The organism is Aquabacterium sp. NJ1, assembly GCF_000768065.1.
Classification (GTDB): Bacteria; Pseudomonadota; Gammaproteobacteria; order Burkholderiales; family Burkholderiaceae_C; genus Aquabacterium.
The window spans coordinates 3514794-3530525 of the sequence record NZ_JRKM01000001.1; the positions used below are offsets into that span (position 1 = coordinate 3514794).

General features: G+C 65.7%; 15 protein-coding genes. 9 read left to right on the plus strand and 6 right to left on the minus strand.

Annotated features, from left to right (window positions below; all coding sequences use genetic code 11):
* Positions 1 to 2 precede the first annotated feature (2 nt).
* The gene (locus tag JY96_RS15080) at positions 3 to 1205 is read right to left on the minus strand and encodes an NAD(P)/FAD-dependent oxidoreductase (RefSeq protein ID WP_035038651.1); all 1203 of its coding nucleotides are present in this window, start codon (positions 1203 to 1205) and stop codon (positions 3 to 5) included.
* 219 nt (positions 1206 to 1424) lie between these two features.
* Here JY96_RS15080 and JY96_RS15085 point away from each other — a divergent pair, with 219 nt between their 5' ends.
* The 3 genes from JY96_RS15085 to JY96_RS15095 all read left to right on the plus strand — a co-directional run bounded on the left by JY96_RS15085 (position 1425) and on the right by JY96_RS15095 (position 3340).
* A complete protein-coding gene (locus JY96_RS15085; RefSeq protein WP_035038653.1) occupies positions 1425 to 1724 on the plus strand; it encodes a flagellar basal body rod protein FlgC in 300 nt (99 codons plus the stop codon).
* 66 nt (positions 1725 to 1790) lie between these two features.
* Positions 1791 to 3014: a DNA polymerase IV gene (gene dinB, locus JY96_RS15090; protein WP_052162574.1), complete on the plus strand. Its 1224-nt coding sequence runs from the start codon at positions 1791 to 1793 to the stop codon at positions 3012 to 3014.
* A gap of 5 nt (positions 3015 to 3019) precedes the next feature.
* On the plus strand, positions 3020 to 3340 hold the full coding sequence (locus tag JY96_RS15095; RefSeq protein ID WP_052162575.1) for a 2Fe-2S iron-sulfur cluster-binding protein: 321 nt from the start codon (positions 3020 to 3022) through the stop codon (positions 3338 to 3340).
* Here the strand turns inward: JY96_RS15095 and JY96_RS15100 are convergent.
* The 4 genes from JY96_RS15100 to JY96_RS15115 form a co-directional block, all read right to left on the minus strand.
* On the minus strand, positions 3305 to 4222 hold the full coding sequence (locus tag JY96_RS15100; RefSeq protein WP_035038655.1) for a hypothetical protein: 918 nt from the start codon (positions 4220 to 4222) through the stop codon (positions 3305 to 3307). The two genes, JY96_RS15095 and JY96_RS15100, sit on opposite strands and share 36 nt — an antisense overlap.
* A 20-nt stretch (positions 4223 to 4242) precedes the next feature.
* A complete protein-coding gene (locus JY96_RS15105; RefSeq protein ID WP_035038656.1) occupies positions 4243 to 5184 on the minus strand; it encodes a response regulator in 942 nt (313 codons plus the stop codon).
* A gap of 1 nt (position 5185) precedes the next feature.
* On the minus strand, positions 5186 to 5686 hold the full coding sequence (locus JY96_RS15110) for a hypothetical protein (protein WP_152606524.1): 501 nt from the start codon (positions 5684 to 5686) through the stop codon (positions 5186 to 5188).
* Between the two features lie 64 nt (positions 5687 to 5750).
* Positions 5751 to 5990: a DUF1653 domain-containing protein gene (locus JY96_RS15115; RefSeq protein ID WP_035038658.1), complete on the minus strand. Its 240-nt coding sequence runs from the start codon at positions 5988 to 5990 to the stop codon at positions 5751 to 5753.
* A gap of 183 nt (positions 5991 to 6173) precedes the next feature.
* Here JY96_RS15115 and JY96_RS15120 point away from each other — a divergent pair, with 183 nt between their 5' ends.
* From JY96_RS15120 to JY96_RS15145, 6 genes are all read left to right on the plus strand, one after another.
* Positions 6174 to 6614: a hypothetical protein gene (locus JY96_RS15120; RefSeq protein ID WP_052162576.1), complete on the plus strand. Its 441-nt coding sequence runs from the start codon at positions 6174 to 6176 to the stop codon at positions 6612 to 6614.
* A gap of 129 nt (positions 6615 to 6743) precedes the next feature.
* The gene (locus JY96_RS15125) at positions 6744 to 7748 is read left to right on the plus strand and encodes a glycosyltransferase family 2 protein (RefSeq protein ID WP_035038659.1); all 1005 of its coding nucleotides are present in this window, start codon (positions 6744 to 6746) and stop codon (positions 7746 to 7748) included.
* Positions 7749 to 7773: 25 nt separating this feature from the next.
* Positions 7774 to 8679 carry a ChbG/HpnK family deacetylase gene (locus JY96_RS15130; protein WP_052162577.1) on the plus strand — a complete coding sequence of 302 codons (906 nt, stop codon included), beginning with the start codon at positions 7774 to 7776 and terminating at the stop codon, positions 8677 to 8679.
* Positions 8680 to 8770: 91 nt separating this feature from the next.
* The gene (locus tag JY96_RS15135) at positions 8771 to 10351 is read left to right on the plus strand and encodes a glycosyltransferase family 39 protein (protein ID WP_161784335.1); all 1581 of its coding nucleotides are present in this window, start codon (positions 8771 to 8773) and stop codon (positions 10349 to 10351) included.
* A gap of 228 nt (positions 10352 to 10579) precedes the next feature.
* Positions 10580 to 10927 (plus strand): chorismate mutase, encoded by a 348-nt coding sequence (locus JY96_RS15140; RefSeq protein WP_052162578.1) that lies wholly within the window; start codon positions 10580 to 10582, stop codon positions 10925 to 10927.
* Positions 10928 to 10987: 60 nt separating this feature from the next.
* Entirely contained in the window at positions 10988 to 12850 is a 1863-nt protein-coding gene (locus JY96_RS15145) for a nucleoside-diphosphate sugar epimerase/dehydratase (RefSeq protein ID WP_035038660.1), read from the plus strand.
* Positions 12851 to 12883: 33 nt separating this feature from the next.
* Here the strand turns inward: JY96_RS15145 and JY96_RS22400 are convergent, their stop codons facing one another.
* Complete coding sequence (locus JY96_RS22400) at positions 12884 to 15649, minus strand: CHASE domain-containing protein (protein ID WP_052162579.1); 2766 nt, start codon at positions 15647 to 15649, stop codon at positions 12884 to 12886.
* Positions 15650 to 15732: the final 83 nt, after the last annotated feature.

The following is a 15732-nucleotide window of genomic DNA, read 5'->3' on the forward strand; positions in this document are numbered from 1 at the left end:
GATCAGGCTGCCGCGAAGATCTCCGCCATATTGGCCGGGTCGAAGAACTCGGCTGGCGTCACCGTCTGGCCGAACAGCCCGTAGTAGCGGTCGATCTGCTTCTGGTTGCCGGCCAGGGCCATGAACAGCTTGATGATGTCTTCGGTAGGGGGCGCCAGCTTCGCCATCTCTTGCGCGAAGCCCAGCAGCGGCACAGCGATGGCATCACGACGGGCCTGGTAGTCGGCCAGTGCGGCGTCCACGCCTTGCGGTGTGCTCAACCCCTGGTGGATCAAGGTCGACGCCAGCTCCGCGTCCCGCAGGGCATTGGTGATGCCGGCTGCGGTGATCGGGTCCATGGTGACGCCAGCGTCACCCACCAGGCACCAGCCGGGGCCGGCGGCCTGGCGGCAGAAGGTGCCAATGGCGCCACCGAGCCATTCATCGTCGCGCTGGCCGGCTTTGACGCGGGCAGCCAGGCCGGGCGTGAGGGTGCTGAGTTCCTGCAGGAAATGCGCCTCCATGTCCTGGCGGGCAGGGCGGGGCGCGTTACCCGGCTGGATCACCCCGATCACCGTGCGGCCATCGTTGGTTTCCCAGGCGTAGATCATGCGTTCGGGGCGGGAGTAGAACTCCACGCCATCGAGCTCGACCCCGGTGAAGTAGGAATAGAGGTTGAACGAGCCGGCCTCCTTGGGCGATTCGTTGTAGACCTCGGCGCCCACCGCGCGGGCCACCCGCGAGTGCGTGCCGTCGGCACCCACCACCACCTTGGCGTGGGCCGTGAAGCCGCTGCCATCGGCCAGCCGGCCGCGGATGCCGGTCACGCGTTCACCTTCGCGGATCACGTCTTCGAAGGTCACGCCCTGGCGCAACTCGGCGCCGGCTTCCAGCGCGGCGTCCAGCAGCACCTTGTCCAGCGCCAGGCGGCGTGGCGCCAGTGCGGCTTCGGCTTGTGTACCTGGGGGGGTGCCGCGCAGCACCAGTTCGCCCATGTCAAGCGAAAAACCGGTCAGCAAGGGGCAGTTGGTGGCCACCACGGCGTCCAGCAAGCCCCACTTCTGCAGCTGGTCCACACCCGCATGCCAGATCAGGTGGGTGGACAGGCGGACGTCACTGGGCAATTGCGCCTGGTCCACGATCAGCACCTTGTGGCCCTGGCGGGCCAGCAGCAGGGCGGTGGCGGCACCAGCACAACGGCCGCCTACGACGATGACGTCATACATGTTTTGGGCTTTCAGGTTTTTTTAGTGTTTGTCACAGGTCGCATTTCGCGCAATTGCACGGCATGCGGCGCCCCTGTGTCAAGCGGCGGGGCATGCTTTTTGACGACAAGTGCGTGTCGACGATCCGGGGTGGGGGTTTTCGGCAACTTCGCACAGCGCGGTGTTTGATGTGCTTCAAGTTCCCTGCTTTTCCACCGATCACGGTCCCATGGAGGGTTTATGAACACCATCTCATCCATTGCTTTATCGGGTGTGCATGCGGCTTCAACCCGTATGGACGTGGCGGCGCACAACATCGCCAATGCGCAGACGCCGGGCTTCCAGCGCCAGGTCGTGCACCAGCAGAGTCAGGAAACGGAGGGCGTCATGACCACCGTGGGCAAGAGCGACGAGGTCGGGCCCGACCTGGCTGCCGACCTGGTCGCGCAGATGGAAGCCAGCTACAGCTACAAGGCCAACCTGCGCACCATCCAGACCCAGGAGCAGATGGTCGGCAGCATCCTGGACATCAAGGCCTGAGCGGCCGCACAAGCGGCCTCGGCCGGGCTTTGGCCTGCAGCGGGCCCGTCAAGTCGGTCCAGAATCATGTCTGGACTGATTTGTGATTCCCTTGTGCCTTCTCGCCGCCTCATCGTCCACCTCGACATGGACGCTTTCTACGCGTCCGTCGAGTTGTTGCGCTATCCGGAATTGAAAGGCCAGGCTGTGGTCATCGGCGGTGGCCGGCGGCACCAACCCGAGTTGCAAGCTGACGGCAGCTGGCGGTTTGCCCGCCTGCGCGACTATGCTGGCCGGGGCGTGATCACCACCGCCACCTACCCGGCACGGGCACTGGGTGTGCACTCCGGCATGGGCCTGATGAAAGCCGCCGCACTGGCGCCCGATGCCGTGCTGCTGCCGGTGGATTTTGACCAGTACCGCGCCTACTCACGGCGCTTCAAGGCCGCGGTGGCCCAGGTGGCACCCGTCATCGAAGATCGGGGCATCGACGAAATCTACATCGATCTCAGCGAGGTGCCCGGCGCGCAAGAAGCCCATGGCGACGATGAGCTGGGGGGTGTGCGCGAACTGGGGCGCCAGCTCAAGCAAGCGGTGTTCGAGGCCACGGGCCTGAGCTGTTCGGTCGGGGTGACACCCAACAAACTGCTGTCCAAGCTGTGCTCTGATCTGGAGAAGCCCGATGGGCTCACCGTGCTGACCATGGCCGATATCCCCTCGCGCATCTGGCCCTTGCCGGCCAGCCGCATCAACGGGATTGGCCCCAAGGCGAGTGCGCGGCTGAAGGCGCATGGCATCGACACCATCGGGCAGCTCGCGGGCACGGACCCGAACTGGCTGATGCAGGAGTTCGGCAGCCACTATGGTGCCTGGCTGCACCAGGCCGCCCATGGGCAGGATGACCGGCCCGTGGTGACCTGGCGTGAGCCCAAGTCGCTCAGCCGCGAGACCACTTTCGAGCGGGACCTGCACCCGCGCGATGACCGCGAAGCCTTGAGCCCCATCTTCACGCGCCTGTGTGAACAGGTGGCGCAGGATCTCGCGCGCAAGGACTATGTGGGCCGCACGGTGGGCGTCAAGCTGCGTTACGACGACTTCAAGATCGTGACGCGCAGCCTGACCATGCCCACGCCGACCCGTGATGCCGGCATCATCCGCCAATGGGCCGGGCGCTGCCTGAAGACCGTGCCGCTGGACCGGCGCCTGCGGCTGCTGGGCGTGAAGATGGAGTCCTTGAGCAAGGGCGACGAAGCGGCCAGTGTGCAGGAGCCAGCCGTGCCTTATTCATTGCCTTTGTTCGAGGAGCTGTGAGCAGTATGCCGTCCGAGCCTTTGCCTTCTTGCCAGGCCCAGCTCCAGCCCTCCGGCTTGAGCTTCACGGTGCAGCCGGGCCAGTCCCTGCTGGAAGCGGCGCTGGCATCGGGCATCTTCATGGCGCGTTCGTGCCGCAATGGCACTTGCCGTGCCTGCATGTGCCGGCTCGCTTCAGGGCAGGTGCGTTACCGCGTCGAGTGGCCCGGGCTCAGCCCCGATGAAAAGGACGAAGGCTGGACCCTGCCGTGTGTGGCCTTGCCGCAGGGCGATGTGGTGCTGGTCGCGCCTTCAGCTCGCAGGCTCGGTGACGACGGGGGCACCTGATGCGCTGGCCGTGCCTCGGTGGGCCTCGTCCAGGTCCAGCAGCTTGTCTTCGATGAAGTCCTTTTCCAGCAAGGTGCGCTTCATCGTGCTCTTGAGTTCTTCCAGCTGGTTGTACAGCACCGAGCGTTCCTGCGTGATGGCCTTGATCTGCTCACGCAAGTCGTCCAGATCCTTGGCCGCCGCGTTGCGGGCCTGCTCGACTTCGTTGTTGAGCTTGTCCACTTCCTGCGTGAGTGTGCTGGCTGCGGCTTCGGCTTTTTGCGCGCGCTCCTTGGCGCGATTGAGCAGCTGTTGTTGCTGGTCCATGTTCTGGCGCAGCACCTCGGCCGATTGCGTCGAGGCCTCGGCCAGCCGGTTGGCCCGGCGCAACTCGTTGATGACGACGTTGGCCTCGTCCAGCCTGATCTTGACCTGCTCCAGTTCCGTGGACAGGTGGCTGCGCTGCAGCAGGGTCTGGTCCAGCTTGCCCTGGTGTTCCTGGCGCCAGGCGGGGTAGCCCTCGGGCTGGATGGCCTGGATGGACTCCAGCAGCTTGCGCATCTCGGCCACGATCTGCTCGTGCTCCTCGATGCCCTCGCGGGTCAGCGAATCCGTCAGCGCGGCGATCTTTTCCAGGCTTTCGTGCGACAGATCGATCGGCCGGTTGGCAGATTGGTGCACGGTCTTGTTGGCATCGATGAGGCGCTCGCTGAGCCGGTCTACCGATTGCAGCATGTCACGCAGCCGCTTGGCTGCATCGATCAGGTCGCCGCTGCCTTTGCGCATCATGTCGTGCGTGGCCTCGGTCTGGCCCAGGATGCGAAACAGCATGAAGGCCAGCAGGATGATGGCCGCTGCATTGCCGATGAAGACAAAGAGGACGGCGACGCTTTCGAGCTGCATGGGCTGGCCCCTTGTGTGTGTCAGACAGCCAGGAAGCTGAAGCGGCCGTCTCCATAGCCGGGCACCGAGATGCGGAAGTCCGCGCGGCCCCCGTTCTTGACCAGCAGCTCGTTGAGCTTCTGGAAGCTCTGCGGCACGATGCTGGTGCGCGACAGGGGAATAGGCTCCTTCTCGGCCTCGATCCGCAACAGCGCGCCCGCGCTCTGCATGAACTGGCTGGCGTGCTTGACCATGCTCTCGGTGGCTTGCCCCTGCTGCATGGCCTGGCGCACGGCCGCGGGCGGTTGCCGGGAGCTGCCGCCACCCAGGATGCACACGGCATTCGTGTCCAGCACGGCAATGGCCGTGACCGGCTTGCTGCGCCCGCCATACAGCCCGATGAGGTTCTGAGAGGTCAGCGCATGGGCCACCAGCGGCTCTTCTTCCAGCAAGCGAAACGGAATGCCGTTCATCACGGACTGGATCAGGTCCTTGCATTCCTGCGTGATCATCAGGCTGGCGGCCGCAGCGACCTCTTCCGGAGTCTGTTCGGGCGCTGGGGCCTGGCCATCCACCGGCACCACGTGGCGCACATGCGCGATCAGGTCGGTGTCCTTGAAGGGCTTGTTGATCACGAACACGGCGCCATTGCGACGCGCTTCTTCCAGCATGGTCGGGCTGGTCTCGGTGGTCACCAGACCGACCTTGAGGTGGCCTTGCCCCAGCTGGCGCAGGGTCTGCAGCAACTCCAGGCCCGACATCTTGGGCATGTGCCAGTCGGTGATCACCAGGTCGGGCTTGAAATCTTTCAGTGCGTCCAGGGCCATTTCGCCATTGATGGCCACGCGGATGTCCACCGCAGGGTAGCCGCAGGCTTCCACCACGCGCCGGATGATGGCCTGGATGGCCCGGCTGTCATCCACGATCAGGAAGCGAAATACCTTGGGTGTCGCCTTGGGTGTCGTCTCGGTTGCGACATGCATGTCAGGACTCCAGGATACGTTGGTCAATCGCGTCAAACACCGTGATCACGATGCGCCTGCCGGCATCGCTCTCGCTCGAAAAGGTCACGCTCACATGGGCATGCCGATGCAGTTCTGCAAACCGCTCCAGGGGCAATTCCTGCGGCAGGCCGATCTCGACCGTGTGGGCTTCGTCGTTGCTTTTCACCAGGCAGCCGCCCAGCACATTGCAGGCTTCCATGCAGGCATCGCGTACATCGTCCGCGCTGATCTCGCTTTGGGGCAGCCCGAACATGAAGCAGGCCACATCGGTGGCCTCCCGGTCGTCGATCAGCAGGCCCACGGCCATCAGGCGGCGCGGCAGGCCGTCATGCAGGTGCACGGGCAGCACCACGGCGTGTTCGCGCTCGCCGGGCCGGGTGGGCTGCGACGCGCCTTCCTCGAACAGGCGGTCTTCACCGCTGAGGAAGGCCCACGCAGGGGCCAGCTTGCTGGCCATGGTGTCCTTGGGTATCAGGTACATGGGTTTGATCGGCTGTGATGCCCCCATCGGTATCGGCAGCGTTTCAAACAAATTGACGCCTGTTTCAGCTTTGGCGTTCAAACCGCGTCATATGCACACCATTGACCTCGACTTGACCACAGAACATGGCCCAGGGGCGCACCCACACGGTGCCGTCACCAAGCTGCGGGCGGTACAGCACTAGGGCTTCGAGCGTTTCGCTGTGCCGCACGACGCCAAGGACGTCGTACAGCGGGCCCTTGTAGTGGCGGTAAGTGCCCAGCTCGATGGTGGGCAGAGGGGGGAGGGGGCGTGAATCTGTCATGGATGGCATTGTCTTTCAGGCCGTTTCCTCTTTACAAACCCTTTGCAAAGGCCTGGTCAACAGCCCTGAAAGAGGCCGCGTTGTAGGTCTCAAGGCGCTGCGAAACGTCGATCAACACGACACGAATCGACGTGAACCGCACACCGAACTTCACAACGAGCCCCTCGCTGAAAGGACATTTCCATGAAGACCAAGCTGATTGCAACCGCCCTGGTGACCGCCTTTGCCCTGCCCGTGTTCGCCCAGACCGGCGCACCGGCCCCTGTCGCTGCCACTGGCGCCAGCGCCGCACAACAGGTCAAGAAAGACACCAAGGAGATCCGCCAGGAAACCAAGGACATCCGCGCCGACAAGGCCGATCTGTCCAAGGACCGCAAGGAACTGGTGGTGGACCGCAAGGAGCGCGCCGTGGACCAGCGCCGCGAGGATGCGGCCATCAAGCGCGGCAACATGGCAGCGGCCGAGAAGCAGGAAGCCAAGCGCGAAGCCGAACAAAAGGAAGTGAACGTCGACAGGCGTGACGTCGCCAAGGACAAGACCGACCTGCACCATGACCGCATGGAGCGCCGCCACGAGCGTCACGAGCGCCATGAGCACCGCCACGAGGCCGCTCAACAGAAGTAATCCACCGCGTGTGCAGACCGGGGCCTTTCTGGTTGGGTCTCCGGTCAGGCAAGGCCGACGACAACGCATCCAAAAAGGGTCGGCCCCTGCTGGCGCCAGAACGTGGCCTGAAGCCGCGATAATCGAGGGATGACCGTGATTGCCCACCCGACTCCCTCCAGTGCCCGTGCCCAGCTGCCTCGCCTGAGCTGCGTCATCCCCTGCTACAACGAAGCGGCCAACCTGCGCCTGCTGCTGCCCATCCTGGCCGAGCAATTGAGCGGGTGTGCCTCCGAGTGGGAGGTGATCCTGGTCAATGACGGCAGCCGTGATGACACCTCGGCGGTGTTTGACGAGTGGACGCGCCAGCCTGGCTTCCGCGCCATCGAGTTCTCGCGCAATTTCGGCAAGGAAGCCGCGCTCACGGCCGGCCTGCAGGCCGCCAATGGCGATGTTGTGGTCCTGATGGATTCGGACATGCAGCACCCGCCGCGCTTCATCCCCGAGATGATCAAGCAATGGCAGGCGGGCGCGGATGTGGTCTACGCCCTGCGTGAGAACCGCGATGATGAAAGCCTGTTCAAACAGGTTGGTACACGGGCCTTCTACCGCCTGATCAACGCCAAGTCGCGGTTCCAGGTGCCACCTGACGCGGGTGATTTCCGTTTGATGGACCGCGCCGTGGTCGAGGCCCTGATGGCCTTGCCCGAGCGCAACCGCTTCATGAAGGGCTTGTACGCCTGGGTGGGCTTCAAGTCCGTGGCCATTCCGTATGAGCCCGCCGAGCGGGCCGTGGGCAAGACGCACTACAACGCGCTCAAGCTGATTGCCTTTTCGATCGACGGTCTGACCGCGTTCACCACCTGGCCGCTGCGTGTGGCCAGCATCGCCGGCATGGTGATGGCCTTGATGGCTTTCATCTACGGATCGGTGGTCATCGTGGACTTCCTGATCTACGGCAACAAGGTCTCGGGCTGGACGACCATCATCGTGCTGCTGTCCTTCTTCGTGGGCATCCAGCTCATTGGCCTGGGCATCCTGGGCGAGTACATCGCCCGCATCTTCGAAGAAGTCAAGAGCCGGCCGCTGTATGTCGTGCGCCGTTCGCTGGGCCGTGGGCTGGACGTGTCCGCGCCAGGCCACACGGGTGATTGACGGCGTGGGGGCGTCCATTCCCACCATGAGCATGACGGCAGGCACCCTGCGGCAACTGGCCGTGTGTGTGGACGATTTCGGCCTGCACGATGGCGTGAACCAGGCCGTGTTCGAGTTGCTGGCGCTGCGCCGTATTTCTGCCGTCAGCTGCCTGGTGGATGGGCCCAGCTGGGCGTCCGGCGTGCCCGCGTTGTGCGAGGCCGTGGGGCCGGCCGATGCACCCGTGGCCGATGTCGGCCTGCACCTGAACTTCACCGAAACGCTGGACGTGGCCGCGCAATCGGCCTGCCCGAGCCTGCCGCTGGGCACGCTGATCAAGGCCTGTTACCTGCGTCGGCTCGATGTGGCCGCGCTGGCTCGCGAGATCGAACGCCAGTGGGATCGCTTCGAGGCCCACTGGGGGCGAGCACCAGACTTCATCGACGGCCACCAGCACGCCCACCAACTGCCCCAGATCCGGGACGCCTTGCTGCAGGTGCTGCGCAGGCGTTACCCACCTGGGCAGGCGGGCGTCAAGCCATGGGTGCGGCAATGCCGATCACCCGGCTGGCGCGCCGTGCTGGCGGGCATCAGCGTGTCGGACACCGTCAAGGCGGCCATCATCGGCACCCTGGGGGCGACCGTGCTGGGCCGGGCGGTGAGCCGGCTCGGCCTGCGCCGCAGCGAGCGCCTGCTCGGGGTGTACCCGTTTGATGCAGACGCCACCGCCTATTTGCACCGCTGGCAGGCCTGGCTCAGCCTGGTGCGCCCGCAAGGTGATTTGCTGATGTGCCACCCTGCCGTGCCCATGGCGAAGGCCCCACCCTGGCCGGATGTCATTGCCGCGTCTCGTTGCATGGAGCACGCCGTGTTGACGGGCCAGGCTTTTGGCGAAGTCCTGCAGACCGCTGGCGTGCGCGTCGCGCGCCTGGGTGAGGTCGGCTGGCCCTGAAGGGCCTTCGCTACACTGTGCCCCTTTTGACGTGGCGGCCTTCATTCAGATTGGCGGCCACCCTGTTCTTTCCACAAGGATGGTTCCCGTTGTGACGCAAGTTTCCAAGCCAAACTGGTCGATCTCGAACTGGCCGATCTGGGGCGTCGGCCTGGTGCTGCTGGCCTGGCTCGTGTGCACGGCCTGGTGGCGCCCGCTGGCCGTGCCGGATGAAGGCCGCTACGCTGGCGTCGCCTGGGAAATGATCCGCAGTGGTGACTGGCTGACACCCACCCTCAACGGCTTGCCCTTCTTCCACAAGCCACCCCTTTTCTATTGGCTCACGGCCTTGTCGCTCAAGGCCTTTGGCCTGACCCTGTGGGCCGCGCGGCTGGCCTCTGTCTTTGGCGCATGGCTGGGTGCCATGGGGCTGTACCTGCTGGTGCGTCAATGGGCGGGCCCGCGCTTGGCAGGCTGGTCCGCGCTGGTGCTGGTCACGCAGCCTTTCTACTTTGGCGGCGCGCAGTACGCCAACCTGGACATGCTGGTGGCCGGCTGCATCTCGGCCACCGTGGCCCTGGGCGCGCACGCGGTGCTGGCGCGTGAAGCCGGCCAGCCCTATCGCCTGGCGCTGTGGGGCACCTACGGCCTGGCGGGCCTGGGCCTGCTGGCCAAGGGCCTGATCGGGCTGGTACTGCCCGGTGCCGTGCTGGTGCTGTGGCTGCTGCTGACCGGTCGCTGGCGCGCCATCCTGGCCATGCTGTCGGTGCCGGGCTTGCTGGTGTTCGGTCTGGTGGCCGCACCCTGGTTCGTGGCCATGCAGCGCCTGTACCCGGACTTCTTCCACTATTTCTTCGTCTACCAGCACTTCCAGCGCTTCACACAGACGGGCTTCAACAACATGCACGCCTGGTGGTACTACCTGCCGATGATGGTTGGCCTGACCTTGCCCTGGGTGCCGGCGTGGCTGCTGGCCAGGTGGGCGCCGCAGCGCAAGGCGCCGGTTTCTCGCGAGGCAGCACCTGCCACGCACGCCGGTCGGTCGGCGCTGTGCGCGCTGTCCTGGGTCTGGATGGCGGTGATCCTCGTCTTCTTCTCCATCCCCGCATCCAAGCTGCCAGGCTACATCCTGCCTGCCTTGCCGCCCCTGGCTTACCTGGTGGCCAACGCGCTGGAGCGCCGCTGGCCGGCGTTCGCCTCGTTCATGCCCAAGGCCTTTGGCGGCCTGGCCGCGCTGCTGTGCGTGGGGCTCATTGGCACCGCCGTCCAGTACGACAAGCAGTCCGCCAAGCCGGTGCTGCCTGTGCTGCAGCCTTTGCTCAAGCAGGGCGTGCCCCTGGTCTACGTCAACGAGTTTGTCTATGACCTGCCGTTCTACCTGGCGCAGCCCGGCCCCATCCCCGTCATCAGCAACTGGGATGACCCGGACCTGCCCAAGCACGACAACGACCGCAAGGAGCTGTTCGACGCCGGCGAGTTCAATCCCAAGCTGGCGCCGCAGGTGCTGGTTCCCAAGGCCCAATGGTCGACATGGTTGTGCACCCATCCTCGGTTGGCGGTGATGGCGCCGCACGATGTGGTCAAGGCCTACCCCGAACTCGCCTGGCAGCCGCCGGTCATGAAACTCAAGCTGTGGTCGCTGTGGGTGCTCGACCGTGACGACCTGCTCGTCAAGGGCCTGCGTTGCCCGTGATAGCCTGGCGCTGGACAAACCCGGCGACGGCGGGTTAGGATTGACCACATGAATACCCGCCAATGCCTCGTCTCGCTGAACACCTCGTGGTGGCGCTGCCCTCATCCGGCGGCGTGACGTTGAGCTTTTGTTGAAACGGATGCCGCCCCTCAGGCGGCATTTTTCTTGGTGCAAACAAGCGCACCGTCTCCTGAGGGGCAGCAGCCCCACCCAGACCAGGAGAACCCCATGACTTCTTTCATCACCCCTTGCGACAGCCTCGCTGACGTGCGCTCGGCCATCGACCAGATCGACGCCATGCTGGTGGACTTGCTGGCCGAACGCGGCCGCTATGTGCGTGAAGCCGCGCGCTTCAAGCGCAACCAGGCCGAGGTCGCCGCCCCGGACCGCGTCAAACAGGTGATCGACAAGGCCCTGGCCCATGCGCTGGAGTCCGGAGCCGAACCCGAGGTGGTCGAAGCCGTCTACCGCAGCATGGTGGCGGCCTTCATCCAGATCGAGTCACGGCAGCACCAGGCCCTGCAAGCGAGGCAGGCGCCTGACGCAGGCACAATGTCGGGTTGCATTTGCGCTTGATACTGCCTGACACTGCCTGATATCGGGTGGTGTGCCGGCCGCGCCCATCCTGCCTTTGCCATGCTCTGGACCCCATTGAACCGTTTGCTGGATCAGCTTCGCCCTCGCCGCCAATCCGCGGTGCTTCTGGCCGATGCCGTGCTCATCGCCGTGGCCTGGCATGCCACCTACCTGTTCCGCATGGGGGTGGAGCGCTGGCTGCACGAGCGGCCTGCTTATGACTGGGCCGTGCTGCTGGGCGTGATCCTGGTCTACAGCACGGTGTCCTGGGCGCTGGGCGTGCCGCGCGCCACCTGGCGTTACACCAGCTTCCACGAGATCACCCGCTTGAGCTGGGTGTGCGTGGGCGCAGGGTTGGCCAGTGCCGTGGTGGTGTTGATGGCCCACCTGGTCGAGGTGCCCCGTGCCGTACTGGCCTTGCATCCCGTGTTCAGCCTGATTGTGCTGTCGCTGGCGCGCATGACGGTGCGCATGCTCAGCGAGTCCTCGCGCGCGCGGCGGGCAGGGCGCCAGTCCACGGGGCAGCGTGCGCTCGTGCTGGGCGCCGGCGCCGCAGCCAAACTCTTGATCGCCGGTATCCAGCATCGCGGCTGGACGGTGGTCGGCCTGCTGGATGACGATGTGCGCAAGCACGGCTCCAGCATCGCCGGCATCACCGTGTGGGGCGGGCTGGAGCTGCTGGCCGATGGCAGCGTGCTCGATGACGTCACCCACCTGATCCTGGCCATGCCTTCTGCGTCCAATGCGCAGCGCAAACGTGCGTTGGACCTGGCCGCGTCCACCGGCCTGCCTGTGGTGACCGTGCCCTCGGCGGACGAGCTGCGTGAAGGCCGCTCCCGCATCGACCGTGTGCGCGACATCGAGCCCGAGGACGTGCTGGGCCGCGAGCCCGTCAAGCTCGATGAAAGCGCCGTGTCCAAGCTGATCAGCGGCCAGACCGTGCTGATCACCGGCGCAGGTGGTTCGATCGGTTCGGAGTTGTGCCGGCAGATCGCGCGCTTCGGGCCCAGCCGCCTGGTGCTGTTCGAGCTGAGCGAATTCGCGCTCTACCAGATCGAGCAGGACCTGGGCGAGCGCTTCCCGCATCTGCCGCTGGTGCGCCTGGTGGGCGATGTGAAGGACCTGGGGGCACTGCGCCGCGCCATGCAGGCCCACCAGCCCGACCTGGTCTTCCACGCTGCAGCCTACAAGCACGTGCCCCTGATGGAAGACGACAACGCCTGGATGGCCTTGCGCAACAACACGCTGGGCACCTACAACGTGGCCCAGGCCGCGGCAGAGCAGGGCGTCAAGCGCTTCGTGCTCATTTCCACCGACAAGGCCGTGAACCCCACCAATGTGATGGGTGCCACCAAGCGCGCCGCCGAGATGGTCGTGTCGCACTGGGCCGCGCAGGGCACGGGCACACGCTTCATGGCCGTGCGTTTTGGCAATGTGCTGGGTTCCAGCGGCAGTGTGATCCCCAAGTTCAAGGAGCAGATCGCCAAGGGCGGGCCGGTGACCGTCACCCACCCCGAGATCACCCGCTACTTCATGACCATCCCGGAGGCGGCCCAACTGGTGCTGCAGGCTGCGGCCCTGGCCGAAACGGGGCAGGTCTTCGTGATGGACATGGGCAAGTCCGTGAAGATCGCGGATCTGGCGCGCGAGCTGATTCGCCTGAGCGGCCAGACCGAAGCCGAGATCCCCATCGTGTTCAGCGGCCTGCGCCCCGGAGAGAAACTGTACGAAGAGCTGCTGGCCGACGCCGACACCACCCTGCCGACACCGCACCCGCGCCTGCGCCTGGCGCAGTTGCGCGGTGAGTTACCCGCAGACTGGCTGACTCGTCTCATGGCCCTTGCTGCAGACGAAACAGCCAGCACCCCAGCCGTGCTGCGCGCCCGCCTGCACGACCTGGTTCCCGAATACGCCCCACGCTGATCAAGCAGCCGACAAAGGCGCTCGGGGTGGGGCCTACTCCGGCAGCAATTCATCCACCTGCCGCAGCAACTCTGCCAACTGCACGGGCTTGGTGAGGTAGCAGGCCGCGCCGGCACTCAGCGCCGCGTCGATCTGCTCGGGCATGGCGTCCGCCGAGATCATGATCACGGGGATGTCCACCGTGTCCGGGTTGGCCTTGATCAGCTTGAGCAGCTCCTGCCCAGAGGCATCCGGCAAGTGCACATCCAGCAGGATCAGATCAGGCTTGCTGCCACGCAGGCGGTTGTGCAGCACGGCCAGGCCTTCTTCGGTGGTCGGGGCCACCGTCACCGTGATCCAGGGACGCGCACTCAGTGCGGCGCGGATCACCTCACTGTTGGCCTGGTTGTCTTCCACATACAGCACATGGCGTGAGCGGGATGCCCCCTCCGCCCTGGCCACTGGTGGGCGCTTGTGGCTGGTGCTGGCGGCCTTCGGCGGCATGATCACGCCGGGCAGGGACAGGGTGAAGGTCGAGCCCTTGCCCTCTTCGCTTTGCACGTCCAGCTGCCCGCCCATCAGCAGGGCCAGATGCCGGCTGATGACGAGGCCGATGCCGGTGCCGCTCGTGCCGCCTTGCTCGCGTCCCAGCCGGTTGAAAGGCTGGAAGAGTTGCGACACCTGTTGCTCGTTCATGCCCAGGCCGGTGTCATGCACGATGATCTGCATCACGGCGCCCTTGTCGCCCGGCGGGCCCTCCTGCACAGAGACCGATACCTGGCCGCCCCGCTGGTTGAATTTGATGCCATTGCTCAGCAGGTGCGACAGGATCTGGCGCAGGCGCGAGGCGTCGGCCATCACCCCCCATTCGGCAGGCAGGCCTTGCGGCATGTTCAAGGTCACGCCATGCCGGTCGGCATCCTCCTGAAGCAGCTTGCCGGCCATGCCCAGTTCATCCTTGATGCGCAGGGGCGCGGTTTGCAATTGCAGCGTGCCCATGTCGATGCGTGAGATGTCCAGCACGTCGTCGATCATGTCCAGCAGGTGCCAACCGGCTTGCTGGATCTGCTCGACACGCTCACGTTGCGTAGGGGGCAGGGGTTCGCGCTGGTCCAGCGACATCACCTGGGCAAAGCCCAATACCGCGTTGAGCGGCGTGCGCAGTTCATGGCTCATGCGCGACAGGAAGTCGCTCTTGGCCTGGTTGGCTGACTCCGCCGCGCTACGCTGCTGGCGCGCTTCTTCCATCGCCGCCTCGATGCGGCGCGCGTGGCCGGTCATGACCAGCAGCAAGGCCCCCAAGGCCGCGGCCAGCGCCACACCGCCCACCGCCAGCAGCCAGGAGGTGGCGCCCAGGCCGACGATCGGCGCGGCCTTGGCGCTCCACACGGCCAGTTGCCACTGGCGGTCACCAAAATCGATGGGGATGTCGATCCGGTGGCGATGGGCTTGTTGCCATTGTGATGTCCTGCATGCGGCGGTGCCACCCAGCACCGTGCTGGCGGACGCGCCGACATCGATCAGGCAGGCCTCCAGGTAGGTGGGGCGGCCTTGCAGCATGGCGGACAAGGCATCGTCCATGCGCAGCGCCAGGAACACGGCCCCCTGGCTCGCCTGCACGCGGGTCTGCGGGGTGAAGGGCTCGCCCTTGAACACCGGGTGGTACACGACCACGCCCGTCTGCTGGGCTGTTTCCTGCATCAGGCGCAAACCCCGCGTGGCGATCACACGGTCTTCCCGGCGGGCCTGTTCGTAGGCGTCGCGGGTCGCAGGGGCAGACAGCGCGTTGTAGCCCAAGGCCACCTCGTTGCCCGCGCGTGGCTCGATGTAGCGCACCACGGCCAGTTCCCGATCCGTCGATGGCGGTTGGCGATCGACGTTGAACACCTTGTAGCCGGGCAGCCCCTCTTGCCGCTGCTGGGCTTCAAAGGCGGAAATGTCCGAAGCCTGCAGGCGCTGGTCCCAGCCGATGGCCTGCATGCCCTTGAGCGCACTCAGCCAGTAGCGGGATGCTTTCGTGAATTCGTCGCGTGTCACCGAATCGGAGGCTTCGAAGACACCGGCCAGTGCAGCCAGCGCGTCCCGATAACCGTTGAACTTGTGCTGAACGGTATCGGCGGTGGCGCTCGCATCACGCAGGAACGCGGCGTTCTCGCGCTCCATCCCCCAGATCTGGACCTGCCGGACGCCCAGGGCCAGCAACACGGTGGCCACCAGCAGAGGGATGCCCACTGGTTGGCGTCGTGCGCGCCAGAGTTCGGCAGGCTGCCCCAGCAAGGTCAGCATCATGGGTGTGCCCACCAGCACACCCAGGGTGTCCCCCGTCCACCAACCCAGGAAGGCCTGAGGCAAGGCGTCCGCGGGGGTGAGGCCCAGCGCGCCGCGAGCCCCCACCGAGATGGTGGCGTTGACCAGGCAGGCCAGGGGCCCGGCGACCATCAGGAAGCGCCCGATCTGGGCGGGGCGCTCCAGGGTCAATGGGCGCCGGTCGGGTGACAGTGTCAAACGCCAGGCGACCCAGGCTTGCAAACTGGCGCCGACGCCCCCGATCACGGCGATGCCCGCCAGCGCCGGCATCCCGCCGGTCAGGGGCCACGTGGTCACGGTCAAGACAGCCGCGGCGCCCAGCCCGATCGGCAGCAGCATCGCCGGCCCCCAGCCCATCACGAAAGCCAGAGCCAGGCCGGCCGGCAGATAAAGCGGCGACACGTGTTCGTTGGGCGCGGACAGCGACACCGCCAACAAGCCCGCGACGGTGTAGCTCAACCAGGTGATGAGGCCCCTGATTGACAGCGAGGTCAGGGGAGAGCGCAGGCTCATGAGGGCGATCCTTACGGCGAGGGTCGGTTATTTTTTCACACACCTTAGCATCAAGCGCGTCACCACGTGGCGTGGGTATTTGT